This window comes from Granulibacter bethesdensis, from assembly GCF_001889525.1.
Lineage (GTDB): Bacteria > Pseudomonadota > Alphaproteobacteria > Acetobacterales > Acetobacteraceae > Granulibacter > Granulibacter bethesdensis_C.
Genome location: NZ_CP018192.1, coordinates 734293 through 750738, shown reverse-complemented (window position 1 = coordinate 750738; position 16446 = coordinate 734293). Strand labels below are relative to the sequence as shown.

General features: G+C 56.9%; 11 protein-coding genes and 1 tRNA gene. 7 read left to right on the top strand and 5 right to left on the bottom strand.

Annotated features, from left to right (window positions below; all coding sequences use genetic code 11):
• Position 1 precedes the first annotated feature (1 nt).
• Entirely contained in the window at positions 2-1447 is a 1446-nt protein-coding gene (locus tag GbCGDNIH6_RS03385) for a cobyric acid synthase (RefSeq protein ID WP_072562837.1), read from the top strand.
• Between the two features lie 8 nt (positions 1448-1455).
• Here the strand turns inward: GbCGDNIH6_RS03385 and cbiB are convergent, their stop codons facing one another.
• Positions 1456-2463, bottom strand: coding sequence for an adenosylcobinamide-phosphate synthase CbiB (cbiB, locus tag GbCGDNIH6_RS03380; RefSeq protein WP_095413431.1), 1008 nt, complete (start codon positions 2461-2463; stop codon positions 1456-1458).
• A 20-nt stretch (positions 2464-2483) separates the two neighbouring features.
• Here cbiB and cobD point away from each other — a divergent pair, with 20 nt between their 5' ends.
• A complete protein-coding gene (cobD, locus tag GbCGDNIH6_RS03375) occupies positions 2484-3500 on the top strand; it encodes a threonine-phosphate decarboxylase CobD (RefSeq protein ID WP_198355800.1) in 1017 nt (338 codons plus the stop codon).
• Between the two features lie 98 nt (positions 3501-3598).
• Here cobD and GbCGDNIH6_RS03370 read toward each other — a convergent pair whose 3' ends face one another.
• Both GbCGDNIH6_RS03370 and GbCGDNIH6_RS03365 read right to left on the bottom strand, forming a co-directional pair.
• Positions 3599-5395: a methanol/ethanol family PQQ-dependent dehydrogenase gene (locus tag GbCGDNIH6_RS03370; RefSeq protein ID WP_081369941.1), complete on the bottom strand. Its 1797-nt coding sequence runs from the start codon at positions 5393-5395 to the stop codon at positions 3599-3601.
• A 468-nt stretch (positions 5396-5863) separates the two neighbouring features.
• Complete coding sequence (locus tag GbCGDNIH6_RS03365; protein ID WP_072562835.1) at positions 5864-7033, bottom strand: glycosyltransferase family 4 protein; 1170 nt, start codon at positions 7031-7033, stop codon at positions 5864-5866.
• A gap of 85 nt (positions 7034-7118) precedes the next feature.
• Between GbCGDNIH6_RS03365 and GbCGDNIH6_RS03360 the strand changes: the two genes are divergently transcribed.
• A complete protein-coding gene (locus GbCGDNIH6_RS03360; protein ID WP_072562834.1) occupies positions 7119-7886 on the top strand; it encodes an alpha/beta fold hydrolase in 768 nt (255 codons plus the stop codon).
• A gap of 163 nt (positions 7887-8049) precedes the next feature.
• A tRNA-Arg gene (locus GbCGDNIH6_RS03355) sits at positions 8050-8126 on the top strand.
• A gap of 276 nt (positions 8127-8402) precedes the next feature.
• On the opposite strand, the gene GbCGDNIH6_RS03350 is transcribed toward GbCGDNIH6_RS03355, so the two are convergent.
• Entirely contained in the window at positions 8403-10022 is a 1620-nt protein-coding gene (locus tag GbCGDNIH6_RS03350) for an OpgD/OpgG family glucan biosynthesis protein (protein WP_157692311.1), read from the bottom strand.
• A 179-nt stretch (positions 10023-10201) separates the two neighbouring features.
• Here GbCGDNIH6_RS03350 and GbCGDNIH6_RS03345 point away from each other — a divergent pair, with 179 nt between their 5' ends.
• Positions 10202-12283: a hypothetical protein gene (locus GbCGDNIH6_RS03345; RefSeq protein WP_157692310.1), complete on the top strand. Its 2082-nt coding sequence runs from the start codon at positions 10202-10204 to the stop codon at positions 12281-12283.
• A gap of 62 nt (positions 12284-12345) precedes the next feature.
• Here GbCGDNIH6_RS03345 and GbCGDNIH6_RS03340 read toward each other — a convergent pair whose 3' ends face one another.
• Complete coding sequence (locus tag GbCGDNIH6_RS03340) at positions 12346-13842, bottom strand: FAD/NAD(P)-binding protein (RefSeq protein WP_081369938.1); 1497 nt, start codon at positions 13840-13842, stop codon at positions 12346-12348.
• Positions 13843-14000: 158 nt separating this feature from the next.
• On the opposite strand from GbCGDNIH6_RS03340, the gene GbCGDNIH6_RS03335 reads away from it, so the two are divergent.
• Both GbCGDNIH6_RS03335 and sfnG read left to right on the top strand, forming a co-directional pair.
• Complete coding sequence (locus tag GbCGDNIH6_RS03335) at positions 14001-15308, top strand: SfnB family sulfur acquisition oxidoreductase (RefSeq protein WP_095413376.1); 1308 nt, start codon at positions 14001-14003, stop codon at positions 15306-15308.
• Between the two features lie 10 nt (positions 15309-15318).
• Positions 15319-16398 (top strand): dimethylsulfone monooxygenase SfnG, encoded by a 1080-nt coding sequence (gene sfnG / locus GbCGDNIH6_RS03330; RefSeq protein ID WP_072562831.1) that lies wholly within the window; start codon positions 15319-15321, stop codon positions 16396-16398.
• The last annotated feature ends 48 nt before the right edge of the window (positions 16399-16446 follow it).

Below are 16446 nucleotides of genomic sequence, written 5' to 3'. Positions count from 1 at the left end.
CATGATACAGGGAACCGGCTCCTCGGTCGGGAAGTCCCTGCTGGTGGCCGGGCTGGCCCGTGCGCTCACACGGCGCGGGCTGGTCGTGCGCCCGTTCAAGCCGCAGAACATGTCCAATAATGCCGCCATTGCCGCTGACGGTGGTGAAATCGGCCGGGCACAGGCTCTCCAGGCCCGCGCCTGCCGGATCAGCCCTTCCCATCACATGAATCCCGTCTTGCTGAAGCCGCAAAGCGAGATCGGCACGCAGATCGTGGTGCAAGGAAAAGTCCATGGTCAAGCCACAGCCCGGGCCTATCAGGCCATGAAGCCACAGCTTCTGGGGGCCGTGCTGGAAAGTTTCGGCATTTTGCGGGAACAGGCCGACATCGTACTGGTGGAAGGGGCTGGCAGCGCCTCTGAAATCAATCTGCGTGCAGGCGACATCGCCAATATGGGCTTTGCCCGCGCCGCTCATGTTCCAGTGATCATTGCGGGTGACATAGATCGCGGCGGTGTCATTGCCGCGCTGGTCGGCACCAAAACCGTGCTGGACCCGGACGATGCCGGCATGGTGCGCGGTTTTCTGGTGAATCGCATGCGCGGCGATCCATCGCTGTTCGCGGAAGGGATGCGACTGATCGAACAGCAAACCGGCTGGGAAGCGCTCGGACTGGTACCGCATTGCGAGGCCGCCCGTGCCCTGCCGGCCGAAGATGCCGCGGATCTTCTGCGCGGCCTATCAGCCCCGACAAGACTGGGAAACACCGTCATTGCCGTGCCGATGCTGCCGCATATTGCCAATTTCGATGATCTCGATCCTCTGACCGCCGAAGATAGTGTGACACTGGTCATGGTGCCGCCAGGACAAGCCCTGCCAGTGGCGGATGCGATTATCATTCCGGGATCGAAAACCGTCATCGCCGATCTGGCGGCTCTCCGTCACCATGGCTGGGATATCGATATTCTGGCGCACCGGCGCAGAGGACGGAGCATCATCGGTCTGTGTGGAGGCTATCAGATGCTGGGGCGTGCTATTCACGATCCGCAAGGGTTTGAAGGGCCCGCCGGCAGCGCCGCCGGGCTGGGGCTGCTGGAGATCGAGACTGTGCTGGAGCCGCATAAAATTCTGACCCCGCGCAGCGGTCATCTCTTCAACCATGATGTGCCAGTCAGCGGCTATGAAATGCATATGGGGGTCACGACCGGCGCAGGATTGCGGCGCCCCTTTCTGTCGCTCGGTCCCGATGCGCCGGAAGGATGCGTGTCAGCAGATGGGGTGGTGGTGGGAACCTATCTTCACGGTCTGTTTCATGGGGGAGCCTTCAGGCGTCACCTGCTCGAGACCCTTGATGTGAGCAGCCATGGGGGCGATCACGAGGATGCTGTCGAGCATGCTCTTGATGCGCTGGCCGACCATATGGAGGCGCATGTCGCTATCGACCGGCTGCTGGCCCTGTCAGCATGAGATGCGGTTCAGCCAAACGCCACGGCAGCGATCAGGGTCAGCAGCACAAGCAGCCAGAGCAGCAGACAGGCCCGACGAAACAGCCCGAGTGCGCGCAGGATATTCCCCCCATCAGCGTCCTTGCGGCCATGCCCCATCCAGGCATCCTCAACCGCGACACCATGATACAGCCGGGGACCCGCCAGACGCAGTCCGAGCGCACCGGCCATGGCGGCCTCCGGCCAACCCGCATTGGGGGAACGGTGCAATCCGGCATCCCTCCTTATCGCGATGAAAGCCTCCGCCCGCCGCTGGCCTGCTGCAAGGGCAAGACACAAAGCCGCAAGCCGGGAGGCAGGCAGATTCACAAGATCATCCAGACGCGCCGCCGCCCATCCGAACATGGCATAGCGGGGCGACAAGTGGCCGATCATGCTATCCGCCGTGTTGATGGCCTTGTAAGCAACAATACCCGGCAGCCCCGCCAGCAGACACCAGACAGCAGGCGCCACCACTCCATCGGAGAAATTCTCGGCCAGGCTTTCGATGGCCGCACGGGAAATGCCGGCCTCATCCAGCGCCGCGACATCACGCCCCACGATCATGGCAACAGCCTCCCTGCCACCGGACAGGCCATGACGATGCAACCCCTCCGCCACGGCAGCGACATGCTGATACAGGCTTTTCTGCGCGATCAGGGCCGAAACCGGCAGGGCAGACATCAGCATGACGCTCCAGAGCGGAAACCAGCGCAGAGCCAGATACGTCATGCCGATAGCAGGCAGCACTGTGACCGCCAGCAGCAGAATCATGCTCACAATCCCGAACACTCTCCGCAAGAGCGGGGAAAAAGCAGGTCGGTTGCCAAATCGCTCCAGCAGCGTGATCAGAGCGCCAATCCACTGCACCGGGTGGCCAAGCCAACGCTGAAGCAAGGCTGGATATCCGAAGCCCGCATCAAGACAGAGCGCCACCAGCAGGATCAGCGCATGCGCCGGAAACAGGGCATGCCAGAAGGAAGAGCCGTCGAAATGCATCATCCGGGATGGGGTGCCGCGTGAGCATCGGAAAAGCAAGCCTTCCATCTCATGGTGGCCGGATCTCCGCCTTTCGCCGTTCCAATCCCGATGCGCCGACCCCGGTGCTGGATCTCTCCACCGGGATCAATCCCTTCGCCTACCCTCTCCCCGCATTGCCCGCCCATGCATGGAGCGCCCTGCCCGATCCCGATGACCTTGCCACACTGGAACGGATCGCGGCCGAGCAATACGGTGTCGCCGATGCATCCCGGGTCGTGGCCGCCCCCGGATCACAGAGCCTGATCGGCTTGCTGCCGCTCTGCCTGGGCGGTCAAAACCGGATCGTGAATATTGTTGGCCCTACCTATGCAGAACACGCAGCATCCTGGGTGCTGCATGGGCACCGCATCGTCCAGACATGCAGCTTCCCCGATCCAGATCAAAAATTGGAAGCCAGCATCAGCATTGTCTGCAATCCTAATAATCCCGATGGTACACGCTACACACTATCCGATCTGTACATCCTGTCTGATCGCATGGCTGATCGGAACGGATGGCTGATCGTCGATGAGGCCTTTGCCGATTTGGAGAGGGGAATCAAAAGCATTGGCACGATACAGCATTCTGCCGCCATTGGTCTTCGTTCTTTTGGAAAAGCCTATGGCTTGGCGGGGCTGAGGCTTGGTTTTGCGATTTTACCGCCAGACCATGCTGATTTTCTGCGGCGTATTTTGGGGCCGTGGCCGGTCTCTGGTGCTGCGATCACCATTGCCCGAGCAGCCCTGATGGATCATGCGTGGCGGCAAGCAACCATGACGCGTCTTGAGGCAGCGACGGAACGTCTGGATGCGTTATTGATTTCAAAAGGGTTCGAGATTCTCGGGGGAACCAGCCTGTTCAGACTAACCCGTCACCCGGACAGTATGATGATTTATGACCGGCTGAATAAAGCGGGTATCATGACAAGGCGCTTTGATTGGGATGATCGCCTGTTCCGTTTCGGGTTGCCCGAAAGCAACCATGACTGGAACAGGCTTGATCACGCATTGAGCTAAAATAAAGATGAGATCAAAAGAAATAAAAAGCCCGGTGCCCGAAGGCACCGGGAAGTGGTTGGAAATATCATGTCCCAGGGAGGACATGCCTCGACGATTTACTCGACGGCAAACACCGTGAGCACACCGCCAAGCTGCGTGTAGCTGGACAGAGCCTTGTAGGCACCGACCGCACCCAGACCTTCGGTGTCGCCCGCCAGACCAGCGGCCATACCGATACCGGCCCAGCCACCGACGCCGGACAGAACGGCGATGTATTCCTTACCCTTATGTTCGTAAGGCGTGACATTGCCGATGATGCCAGACGGGGTCTTGTATTTGTAGAGCAGCTTGCCGTTCTTGGCATCGACTGCCTTCAGGAAGCCATCCAGCGTGCCATAGAACACGACACCGCTATCCGTCGACAAAGCACCAGCCCAGACGGAGAAGGTTTCCGGGATCGACCAGTTGATCTTACCCTTGTCCACATCATAAGCGATGAAGTTGCCCAGATGATCCTCACCCGCAGGCGGGAACATGGAGAGCGTGGCACCCACGAAAGGCTGACCGGCGGTATAGGACACCTTGAACGGCTCGTAATCCATGCAGACATGGTTCGTCGGCACGTAGAACATATGAGTCTTCGGATCGAACGAAGCAGGCTGTTCGTCCTTCGAGCCCAATGCGGCCGGGCAGATACCCTTCGTGTTGTGATCTTCACCACCGGCTTCAGTGGAGTATTTCTTCACACGATCAGGCAGACCGGTCTTCAGATTTACACCCGTGGCCCAGTTCACCGCCGGATCGAACTTGTTCGCCTGCAGCAGCTCACCCGTCACACGATCAAGCACATAGGCGAAGCCGTTACGGTCGAAATGCACCAGCGCCTTGGTTTCCTTGCCGTTCACCTTGGTGTTGGCAAGAATCATTTCGTTGATGCCGTCATAGTCCCATTCGTCGTGCGGGGTCATCTGATAGACCCACTTTGCAACGCCGGTATCCGCATCACGAGCGAAAACGGTCATGGACCACTTGTTTTCACCAGGACGCTGCACCGGGTTCCAGGTGCTGGGGTTACCAGAGCCGTAATAGACAAGGTTGGTGTCCGGATCATAGGAAATCCAGCCCCATGTGGAACCGCCACCCGTTTTCCACTGATCGCCCTGCCAGGTCTTGATGGAGCTGTCCTTACCGACAGGCTTGCCCATTGCCGTGGTCTTGTCATCGAACAAAATCTGATCGTCCGTGCCGACAGAATACGCCGTCCAGGCCTTTGAACCATCCTTCAGGTTGTAAGACATCAGGCGGCCCTGAATACCGAATTCACCGCCGGAGATGCCGACCATCACCTTGTCTTTGATGACCAGCGGTGCAGAGGTACCGGTTTCGCCCTTCTTGGCGTCGCCTGTCATAACCTTCCACACTTCTTTGCCGGTCTTTGCATTCAGCGCGACCAACCCGTTATCCGCCTGGTGAAGGATGATCTTGCCATCACCGTAAGCCACGCCGCGATTCACGGTGTCACAGCACATGACCGGAATAACATCCGGATCCTGCTTCGGCTCATACACCCAGATGATACGGCCATTGTCGTTCAGATCAAGGGCGAACACCTTGTTCGGGAACGGCGTATGCACATACATGACATCGCCGATGATCAGCGGACCACCTTCATGGCCGCGCAGGACGCCGGTGGAGAAGCTCCATACCGGACGCAGCTTGCTGGCATTGGCAACCGTAATCTGCTTCAGGGCGCTGTGGCGCTGGTTTGCATAATCACCAGCAGGCATCGACCAGTTTGCAGAATCCTTGGACAATTTCACCAGCTCATCATTTGCCTGAGCCTGGAAAGAAACCGCCAGAGCGCCGATGCCCAGCATCATGGCACAAACACGGGACAGCGTTTGCTGTTTCATAGAGACCTTTCCCCTGATTATAATTTTATTGTGGATTGTTCTTGGAGTTTTTGTGATGGACCTGATCCCGGAGGCTGTTTGCCACGAGACGTTGGACCATCTGAAAGCAATGGAAATTTCAGCGATGCATATTCCATCGTCTCCTTCAGTCGTGAAACCGGAGCAGTCGAAAACTCCGTCGACGCAGGACCACCGAAAACAATACAGCCAGGAAAGCGGCTGACGTTTCGATCCCTGCCCATCACGCCTTGGCGCGATGCCATGAGACTTCACCTGACCGGCGATAGAGGAAATCTCTTTCCTAAGAGAATTGTTATTTCAGCTTTTGGGACTAAGTCAACATGCTTTTGCATTAACTGCAAAATAATATCCGCATAATCCGATAAACGATTATTGTGCAACGCACAAAAAAGAACGATTTTTATTCTCGCAGTGCAGCAAAAAGTGCGTGATGGCCGAAATAGCCTCTCAGCCGAGCAATTCATTGTAAACGTCCAATGTCGCTCTCTGCATCGCATCCGTGGTGTAACGCTCCAGCACTTTCTGTCGTGCCCGCCATCCCGCATCTGCCCGCACATCCGGCGGCAAGGACAGTGTTTCGGCCAAAGCAACTGCCAACGCCTCCACATCCCCCGGCGGAACCAGCAAACCACTGACCCCATGCTCCACCGTTTCCCGTGGCCCTCCGAGATCGCTGGCAATAACCAGCCGCCCCATCGCCTGTGCCTCAATGACTGTTCGCCCGAACGGTTCCGCTTCCAGCGATGCATGCACCACACAATCGGCGAGGCTTAATGCGGCCGGCATATCATCACAAATACCGCCTAACCGGATCTGGCCGGCAATACCGTTTTCTTTCGCGCGCTCCATCAGGGAACGGGCATAATCCTGCTGCCCTTTATCTCCCCCGATAAAAACACAGATCACATCCGGGCGCTGAAGGCGACCCAAAGCATCAAGCAGAACGTGCTGCCCCTTCCACCGGCTGAAACGCGCCGGCATCAGAACAAGGGAAAAAACATCCCCTTCCGGCAACTTCCATTGCTGCGCCAAACGCTGAATACGGAGGCCGGTGATCGTGGCGGGGTCGAACAGCATCGGATCGACACCGCGGGGGATAATGCGCAGCCGGTCGGGTCCCACCCCATGACGCTGCGCCACCAGCGCCGCCACATGCCGGCTGATCGCAATGACGCGATCCCCTTTTGCCATCACCGCATTATAATGTCGTTTAAGGGGGAAGGACTCGCTGTACACACCGTGATATGTCGTGACAAACGGAATCCCCGTGCGACGTGCAGCCCGATACGCTGCCCAAGCCGGTGCACGGGAACGTGCATGGACCAGCCGAACATCTTCCAGACGGATCAGCCGCTCCAGCGTGCGGGCATTGCGGAGAATCCTGAACGGCTGTTTGGCAGGCATATCCGGGATCAGAACATGTTCTCCTCCCCGCCGCTCCAACCCCGACACCATCCGGCCGCCCGCACTGGCGACCAGCGCCCGTCCTCCGGCCTCCGTAATAGCGCGTGCCATTTCCAGCGTACCCCGCTCCACGCCGCCTACATCCAGAGCAGGCAGCACCTGTAAAACGCATGGCGCGGTATGAATCCGGTCCGCCCGATCAGAATCCGGCATTCTCTCTCCCGTTTGCGGTCGTCAGGCGAAACGCAATAAACCGGGTATAAGTCCGTGCCCTCCATTGGAGAAGAGGAAGCCCCTTATGACAGCAAGCCAGATCGTCCGCCCAGATGGTATCAGACTGGCGGCACATCACCATGCGGGGCGCAATCCCACTGTGGTTTTTCTGCCGGGATTCCGGAGTGATATGGAGGGAGAAAAAGCCCTGCGGCTTGCTGCATGGTGTGAGGCTGAGGGACAGGCCATGCTCCGGCTGGATTACAGCGGCCACGGCCAGAGTGACGGACGATTCGAGGATGGCTGCATCGGCACATGGCTGAACGATGCCCTGACCGTGATTGAGAAAACCGTGCAGGGCAAACTGATCCTCGTTGGCTCCTCCATGGGAGGGTGGATCGCGTTGCTGGCGGCCCGGCAGCTTGGTGATCGTGTTGTCGGGCTGGTCGGAATCGCTGCTGCTCCGGATTTTACCGAGCGCTTGATGTGGGATGTCATGCCGGCAGAGGAACGCGAAACCCTGCTTCGAGAAGGCGTCTTGATGGCCCCCAATCCCTACGGACCGCCTGTGCCGATTACACGACGTCTGATCGAGGATGGGCGCACACATCTGCTGCTGAATGCACCTCTGCCCCTGTCCTGCCCCGTCAGGCTGCTGCAAGGGCAGGAAGATCACGAGGTTCCGTGGGAAACCGCAACCCTTCTTTCCCAGACCATTACCCGCCCTGACGGAAGTGTTCCTGATCTTGTCGTGACGCTGATCCGGGATGGCAATCATCGTCTGTCACGGGAAAGCGATATTTCACTGATTATTGAATCAGTCAAAAGTGTTCTTTACCTTTTAAATACATGAAAGAAGGTAAAAATATATTTTTTACAGGCCAGAATATTGTCAATATGCTTCGAAAAGAGCCATATCCTTTGCACGATGCTGCATTGTCTACGGGTTCAAAAAAAATATCGGGCTGGCTCTTGCGCCCTTATGACAGTCAGGCTACATCGCCCCCGTCAGCGCGGCGCCCGTAGCTCAACTGGATAGAGCACCAGACTACGAATCTGGGGGTTGGAGGTTCGAGTCCTTCCGGGCGCGCCATTATTTCAATGCATTAGCCAGTTTTCAACACTCTGCGATTGGCAGAGTGGTCTGCAAAACTGTTTGCTGGCAGCTCCCGGCTATTCGGTCGTGATTGTCATACCAGCCGTTCCCTGGCGATTAATGGCAGTGCCGTTAAGCCTGCCAATGCTGCAAGAAAAGACTGTCCCGGTCTAAATACAGAGTGCAGTTGCAAGGTCGTGTTCAGTGACCTGCTCAGTCCTTTCCAGAATATATCCGAGCTTTTTTAGGGAGGCTACCTGGTCATTCCAAGGGTCAAGGCTTGGGATGATTTTTCGCTGTCCAGCGATACATCCAGGTCTCCGAAACCACTTTTCCACCTCGCCTGACCCGAACTGTCAGATCGACCAAAGATGCATCACCGGGCTCAAGTTCGAACCCCACACGATAAAGCGCCACGCCGGAGCGTCGCATGCCGTGCATCGATGCCACCGGATAGGCAGGGACACGCTTGATCTCGGCCCATTTGAGCTGCCCCGCTGAACATATCACCTCCGGCACCAGCATGGTGGCACACTGACGAGGTGATGCGGGAGGCGCCATCGCATCCAGCATCTTCTCATCTGCTCTTAAATCGCCACCCGCCAGATCGAGCATAAAAAACCGCCGTTTGGGATCGGCGCTGGCACCGGCCCTGAATGCAACCACTCTTGCCAGAGTGCGCGCCGAGATATCATCGCACCAGCGTAAACGATAAGCGTAGCGATACTGCTGCCCAACCCTCAACGGTGCGGTCGGACGCCAGAAGGCGACAATGTTATCCTGAAATTCCGTGCCGGTCGGCAGTTCGGCAAGATGCACAGCCCCCTCCCCCCAATCTTCATCGGGCTCCACCCAGGCAGAGGGGCGTAAATCATAGCGGGCACCGATATCTTCATAAGCATCAAAGCCCCGCTGACGCTGCATCAGTCCGAAACCACGGGGAGAGTGGTCGGCAAAAGACGAAAGCTGCACCGTCTCCGGATCCGCAAGGCTGCGCCAGATTGTCTCTCCGGCACCGGTATGGATCAGCAGACCATCCGAATCATGGACCGCCTGCCGATAGTCATCCACCCCCACCCGATAGCTGGGGTCGAACCAGAACATGCTGGTCAGCGGCGCGATGCCGATATTGGCGATATCTCGCCGCGGAAACAGGACGGAATCAACATCCATCACTGTCTCGGCATCGGAACGCAACACGAACCGGAAGGCGCCCGTGATGGAAGGACCGTCCAGCAGCGCATAAATCACCAGATGATCAGCATCCTGTTCCGGACGCTCCAGCCAGAATTCCCGGAAAACCGGAAACTCCTCCGTACCGCTTTCACCGCTGCCCAAAGCCAGTCCACGTGCTGACAGACCAAAATTCTGCCCTGGCGCTACGGCCCGAAAGTAACTCGCCCCCAGAAAAACCGCGATCTCCTTTCGGTTCCGAGGGGAAGTGCCGGGGAAACGGGCCAGAATACGGAAACCGGCCAGCCCGATATCATCCTCCGGCGGCGAGATATCGCCTAAATCGAACCATGAAGGATCATAGCGGATCGGATGGCTGATGCCGTCCACGATCTCATTGATGGCCACACGATCCTTGAACAGATAGCCACGATGGAAAAACTCTGCTTCAAACCGCTCACCATGCCCATGCCACAAGGCGTGATCAGAGAGGAATCTGATTTTGCCATACCGGTCATAATCAAGGCCTTCCAGCGTTTCAGGCAGTTGCTGCGACGGGGGCACATAAGGCTGGCTGGCCAGGTTGCGTGCCCTCTCTTCCAGCGTTTCGACATCAAAGGATGTAGACTGCGTTACCTGCCCGGCAAGCGAGGGTCGTAATGACAATCCCAGCGAAGCCAGTCCCGCTGCCATGCCCTGCCGCAATACGACACGCCGCAAGACTGGGGATGTCCAAGAGGATAATAGCCGGGGCGATAAACGGGATCGTTGCGGCATCGAGTCTCCTGCGTCCTGATCTGCCGCAGAAGAGAATATCTTGGAGCCGGATTATACGATAGTAGTCGGCTCCATTCCGTTTCCGTCCCTGCTCTGATCCTTATTCGTATCGAGGTTCTGTTTTGAATCGCTCTTTTCGCCATAAAGCATTACTGGGCGGCCTGATGATTGCCATCCTCGCGGCACTCTGGTCGAGCCTGCATACAAGCTTTGATGCGTTCGGGTTCGACAGTGATAACGCAGCCCCCTATGTCGTCTGGCAGGGTATTCGTCAGAACGGGCTATCCTTTATCAGTTCATGGCATGCTACCCAGGATAACTGGCTGTTTTCTCTCTACCCTTTTTATTATGCCGCTTTCGAAACCATAGGCCCGGCAGCACTGAGCCCGGCATGGGCAGGATGGGCCGTCTTTGTGGCACTCTGCGCCATGGGTGGTATATTGACAGCCAGATTGGCAGGACCCCTCGCCGGGCTGACAGCCACCGCACTGATGCTGGCCGCAGACTGCTCTGCGGTGGCTCATCCCGGATATCTCGCCCATCCTGTCAGCCATAATATTTCACTGTTCTGGGGGCTGGCCGGATTGCTGGCAGCCTGCTGTGCCTTGACACCCCGCAACGGATGGGGACATGCGGGCTATACTCTCCTTTCAGTTCTGGCCTTCATGATCGGGGGACTTTCGGACCCCTGGCTGAACGGGGCCATGCTGCTGCCTGCCATAGCTGCCTGCGGATGGGTGCTGATCACCGGTTCGGGAATACGGGAAAAAATCGTCTCTGTCGCACTGGCTATAGCCCTTGCCGGTGCCCTTGAGTTGGACCGCACCAGAATTTTCGGTCAGGCGACGTTTCTTGCTTCCTCAGCTCCGCAAATGAGCTTTTCTCCCGAGCGGGCATGGCCAGCACTCAAAACCGCTCTGCTGATTGTCCCCGCATGGTTCAATCCGGTTCCGCTGGGGCATAGTGCGCTGACAGACAGACTCTCTCTGCCCGCTATCATTGCCTGTATCGCCTTTGTCATCGCAACCACCATCCTGCTGTTCCCTCTGCGGCGCAGTTTGATGGATCGGACATCTCCCCAGCTGCGATTTATCACCGCGACCGCGCTTTTATCCTATCCGGCCATTCTCGTGCTGTTCCTGCTGGTCTTCTCTGATCCGGCTTTTGAGTCCCTGCGCTTTTTCATTGCCCCTTTCGCATTATGGATTATTGCCGGTGTCAGCCTCGCCTCACGACGCCGGGCCGATATGGCGGCATGGCAACGATACGGACTGACAACCTATGCGGTCTTTATGGTCATATCCGGCTTGCTCAGCGGACGAGAGAACTGGTCTCATCCCTTAAAAACAGACACGCAGCTCATCGATGGGCTGAGCAACTTCCTCGTGGAAAACGGGCTGTCGTATGGATATGGTCCCTATGGAGAAGACAGCGCCAATGCGGTGCACTGGGTCAGCCACGGAAAAATCACGCTCCGTTCCGTGCATGCGGAAGCTATAAGCGGCCATATTACAGAAGGAGGCGCTCAAACCTCGGATACCTGGTACGAGGCCAGCGATATCCCGCCGAACACAAAGGATCTATTTCTGATCGTCCCGCATCATTGGTTCGACTGCGGAAAGGCCGGCCATTGCAAGGAAACGGCTGTGCAGCAGTTCGGACCACCGGCCCGTACCCTGCATTATAAAGACAATACTATCATGGTCTGGCCTTACTCCATCTGGACAGACCCGGCTGCAGTCGCCGCAAATCTGCCGCCGATCGCCCTCGGGAAAGCAATCTCATTCGGTGCACAGGGAGAGGGCCTCCATTTGCTCGGCAAAGGATGGTCCAATCCGGAAGCAACAGGCACATGGAGCGACGGAGACAATGCATGGATCCGTTTCCGTTTGCCTGAAGGAGCTACCTATCCGGTTCATCTCTCCTTTAGTCTGGCTGCTTTCACTGCCAGACATCATGACAGGCAGCACATCGGATTATTCGCCAATCAGCATTTCCTCGGCTGGTTCACAACAAGCAGCTGGGATGACCGGTTCGAAGCCACTATCCCGGCTCCGTCAGAGGACAAGGAAAAAAGCGGCGTCGTTGTCCTGAAATTTGTGCTGCCTGATGCAGTGAAACCATCATCTGTCATGTATTCGGCGGATGATCGCAATGTCGCAATTCTGCTGCATACGATGACGGTGGATACCAACCACAGATAAGTATCTCACCAAGAGGGAGGAAAAAACGGATGACATGTCCCGTCTTTTCCTCTCCCTACACATCATACCTCTGTGTCAGCAGGGACATCATGGGCAATACCCTTTGCAGCGAGCGCTGCAACCGTAGCCGCTACCGCCTTCGGTTGGGTTGTGACCTGCGGCAGTCCCATGAGTTCCCCATGTGTGCCACGGGCCAGCGGCCCTACGACAAAGGCATTTGGCCACGCCGTACCGGCATGATCCAGCACCCGGCTTTCCCAATCCACATCAATACCCAGACGGCAAGGGTCGGAGCGTAATGCACCTTGCTCCGCCAACGCATGCAGAACCGGATGGGCTTCTACCACCGAGCGATGGCCTGGGCCGGTGCAGTTCACAACGGCCCGTACAGTCATACGGCTTGTCTCTGACTGCCCCCGTGCGCGGAAGGTAATAACAATGTCACCGGATGCCTCCCTATCCACCGAAACCAATGAGGCCGCCCATACTGTCAACCAGCCCTCCTCCAGCCCTTGTCTGACCACGGCATCGATCTGAGGGGCGCACTGGAAACGATGCACATCCCAGAATGGCCGTGCATGTCGTAACAGGCGCTGTTTTTCCACTGTCTTCAGAGCGCACCATACAATGGGAGCCTGAAGACGCAGGGCGTCAATCACATCCTCCCATGGGCGCCCCTGTGCTTCACCAGCGGCAATGGTGCGGCGAATACGACGCAGCAGAGCTGAGGCCGTTTGGGCTGGCTCAGTGCTGAAATCTCCAGCAGCCTCGACCGGCAGAAGAGTCCGTGAGCGCGGCAGTAATCCGCGTCGGGACAAAGCTGTCATAGGGGCCCGATGCCCCCGCGCCCGCAGCGATGCAATCACGTCACACGCCGTCAGCCCGGTGCCGATAATGCAAACCGGCGCATCCGGCGCAATATCCGCCAGTGCGTCGGGCTGCCACGGATCAGCTACCAGCCCCTTTTCCCCTGCCAATCCACGAAGCGCTGCGGGCAAGTCAGGCGCGGTGTGACTGACGCCCAACACCAGAATATCCGCCTTAATGAGCGATCCATCTTCCAGCGTAATCCCCCAGCCAGACTTGCCAGCATGATTCCGGGAGGCCGAAACAGCACGCAGCCGGAGATGACGGACCATAACCCTTCCAGACGCGGCTTCGATAACCGAGCGGACCGTGTTATCGACATAATCCCCAAATACCGACCTTCTGGCGTATATTCTTCCATCATCCATAGTAGAATGCGCATCATACTGCGGCACGTTTCTGTGCCTGAGCCATGCATCAAAATGATCGGGCAGATCGGGAAAAAGCGACATGCGGGCTGCCGCCACATTGGTACGATGTACAGGATCAGACGTGCCATACGCCAGTCCGGCCCCCAGCTTCTCTGAAGGCTCTAGCACCGTGATACTACCTGAAAAATCAGGATGATCGCGGATAAGATGAGCCAGAAAAGCAGCTCCGGACAGACCGCAACCGATAAGGGCAATATGTCTGTAGAACCCCTGGCCGCTGTTGGGCTGTGTTTCTTGTACGGGTTGAGGCTGCACGAGCATCGCTTGCAAATTCCAGATCAATTTCACTATTATATTTAGTTATTTTCCAAAATCATCATAATTTTTAAATTCCCTCTTGCATAGTCGACCGTTATGCACTTTGATTATCGTATCTTAAAAATTAAACTGCAAAATTAAGTAAATAACCGGAGCCGATCATGAGCGTGACGGAACTCGATCCTGCAAGCCTGCGGACCGCATCGATCCCAGACACAACTTCCACGCCCCATCGGGTAGGAAGCGGGGAGCGGGGCGTTCCCGGCGTGCCCCGGCCGGCTCAACCTGCCTATGTCATTACCAGCGATGCGGAGGCAATCGAAGTCGCTCACCGCCTTGCCGCACGTTTTGCGGAAGGTGCATCGGAACGAGACCGTCATTCGGCCATTCCCCGCGATGAGCTGGATGAATACTCCCAGTCCGGGCTGTGGGCGATCAATGTACCGCGCGCTTTCGGTGGTGCAGATGTTTCCTATGCAACCGTGGCTGAAGTGATCAGGACTATTTCCGCAGCCGATCCCTCCATTGGGCAGATCACGCAGAATCATCTCGGTGTTGTTTTCTCCATTCGCGCCAACGGAACACCGGAACAACAAACGATCCTGTTCGGGGAAATCCTGCGCGGCACACGTCTCGGCAATGCGTTCTCGGAACGGGGCACCAAAAACGTTGCCGAATTCGTCACGCGTTTTACCGATGATGGCGATCATGTCATTGTCACCGGACGCAAATATTATTCCAGCGGAGCATTGCTGGCGCATCTGGTGCCGATTGTAGCGCTGGATGATCAGAACCGCGCCTGGTATGCTATTGCTGATCGCAATGCACCGGGCCTGACGGTTATCAATGACTGGTCTGCTTTCGGGCAGCGTGGCACAGCCAGCGGCACCGTGCTGATCGATCATGTCAGGGTGCCCAAAACCCATCTGATCGCCGGTTTCAAAGCCTATGATCCGGCCACGGTGCAGGCGGAAAGCGCTATCTTCCAGATCATTCAGGCTGCTGTTGATGCCGGCATCGCCGAAGCCGCCATCAAGGACACCATCCAGTTCGTCCGGGAGAAAGCACGTCCCTGGATTGACGCTGGACAGGACAATGCCTGGGAAGATCCCTACACCATTCAGACAATTGCTTCCCTTCAGATTCGTCTGAATGCCGCACTGGCCATACTGGAAAAAGCAGGCCACGCCATTGATGAGGCTGTCGCCAATCCGACCACGGATACCGTGGCCCGTGCGCAGATTATCACGGCCGAATCAAAGGTTTTGACAACAGAAATCGCTATTGAAGCCACCAATAAACTGTTCGAATTGGGGGGAACCTCCTCCACGGATGGCAAATACAATTTTGATCGCCACTGGCGGAATGCGCGGACTCATACGCTGCATGATCCTGTGCGCTGGAAATATGCGGCCATTGGCAACTACTACCTGAATGGCATCAACCCTCCCCTGCACGCCTGGAGCTGAGAGTACGACAATGAGCCAGTTACAATTTGCCTACTGGGTACCGAATGTCAGCGGCGGTCTGGTCGTCAGTAAAATTCCCCAGCGAACACATTGGGGAGTTGACTACAATGTCGAGCTTGCACGCACGGCAGAAGAAGTCGGTTTCGATTACGCTCTGACGCAGATTCGCTTCATCGGCAGCTATGGTGCTGAATCCCAACATGAAAGCACAACGTTTTCAGCCGCTTTGCTGGGGGCGACAAAAAAGCTGCGCGTGATCACTGCTATTCTGCCTGGACCATGGCATCCGGCAGTGGTCGCAAAAATCGGAGCTACAGCCGATCATCTTTTTAATGGCCGCTGGTCGGTCAACATTGTCAGCGGATGGTTTCAGGGCGAACAGGAAGCCATGGGGCTTGGCTGGCCGGATCATGAGGCGCGCTATCGCCGTTCCCGTGAATTTATTGATATTCTCAAGGGAATATGGACCACTGACCATTTCAGCTATGATGGTGAGTTCTATAAGATCAACGATTTCACACTCAATCCGAAACCACTCAGCAGACCACATCCGGAGATTTTCCAGGGCGGAAATTCCAGTGCAGCACAGCAGAACGCAGGTGCGGTTTCCGATTGGTATTTCATGAACGGGAACAGCCTGGATGGATTGAAAGAGCAAATCACCAAGGTCCGTGCTCTGGCAGCGGAAAACGGCCGAACTGTAAAATTTGCCGTCAATGCTTTCGTCATTGCACGCAACAGCGAACAGGAAGCCCGCCAAGAGCTTGCCCGCATCGTTGGCGCTGCAGACAAGGAAGCGGTCGAGGCCTTCGGCACTGCCGTTAAACAGGCCGGTCAGTCATCTCCGGATGGAAAAGGTATGTGGCAGGACAGCAAGTTTGAAGATCTGGTGCAGTACAATGACGGCTTCCGCACCAATCTGATCGGCACGCCGCAACAGATTGCAGAACGCATCCTCACTCTGAAATCGCTTGGTGTAGACCTTGTCCTGACCGGCTTCCTTCATTTCCAGGAGGAGCTGAAGGCGTTCGGAGAGGAGGTCATCCCCCTGGTACGTGCCTTGGAAAACGGACAGAAAATAGCCGCATGATATCAATGCTGTGGCGGATGAACGCATCCGCCACAAACGACCTTTCTG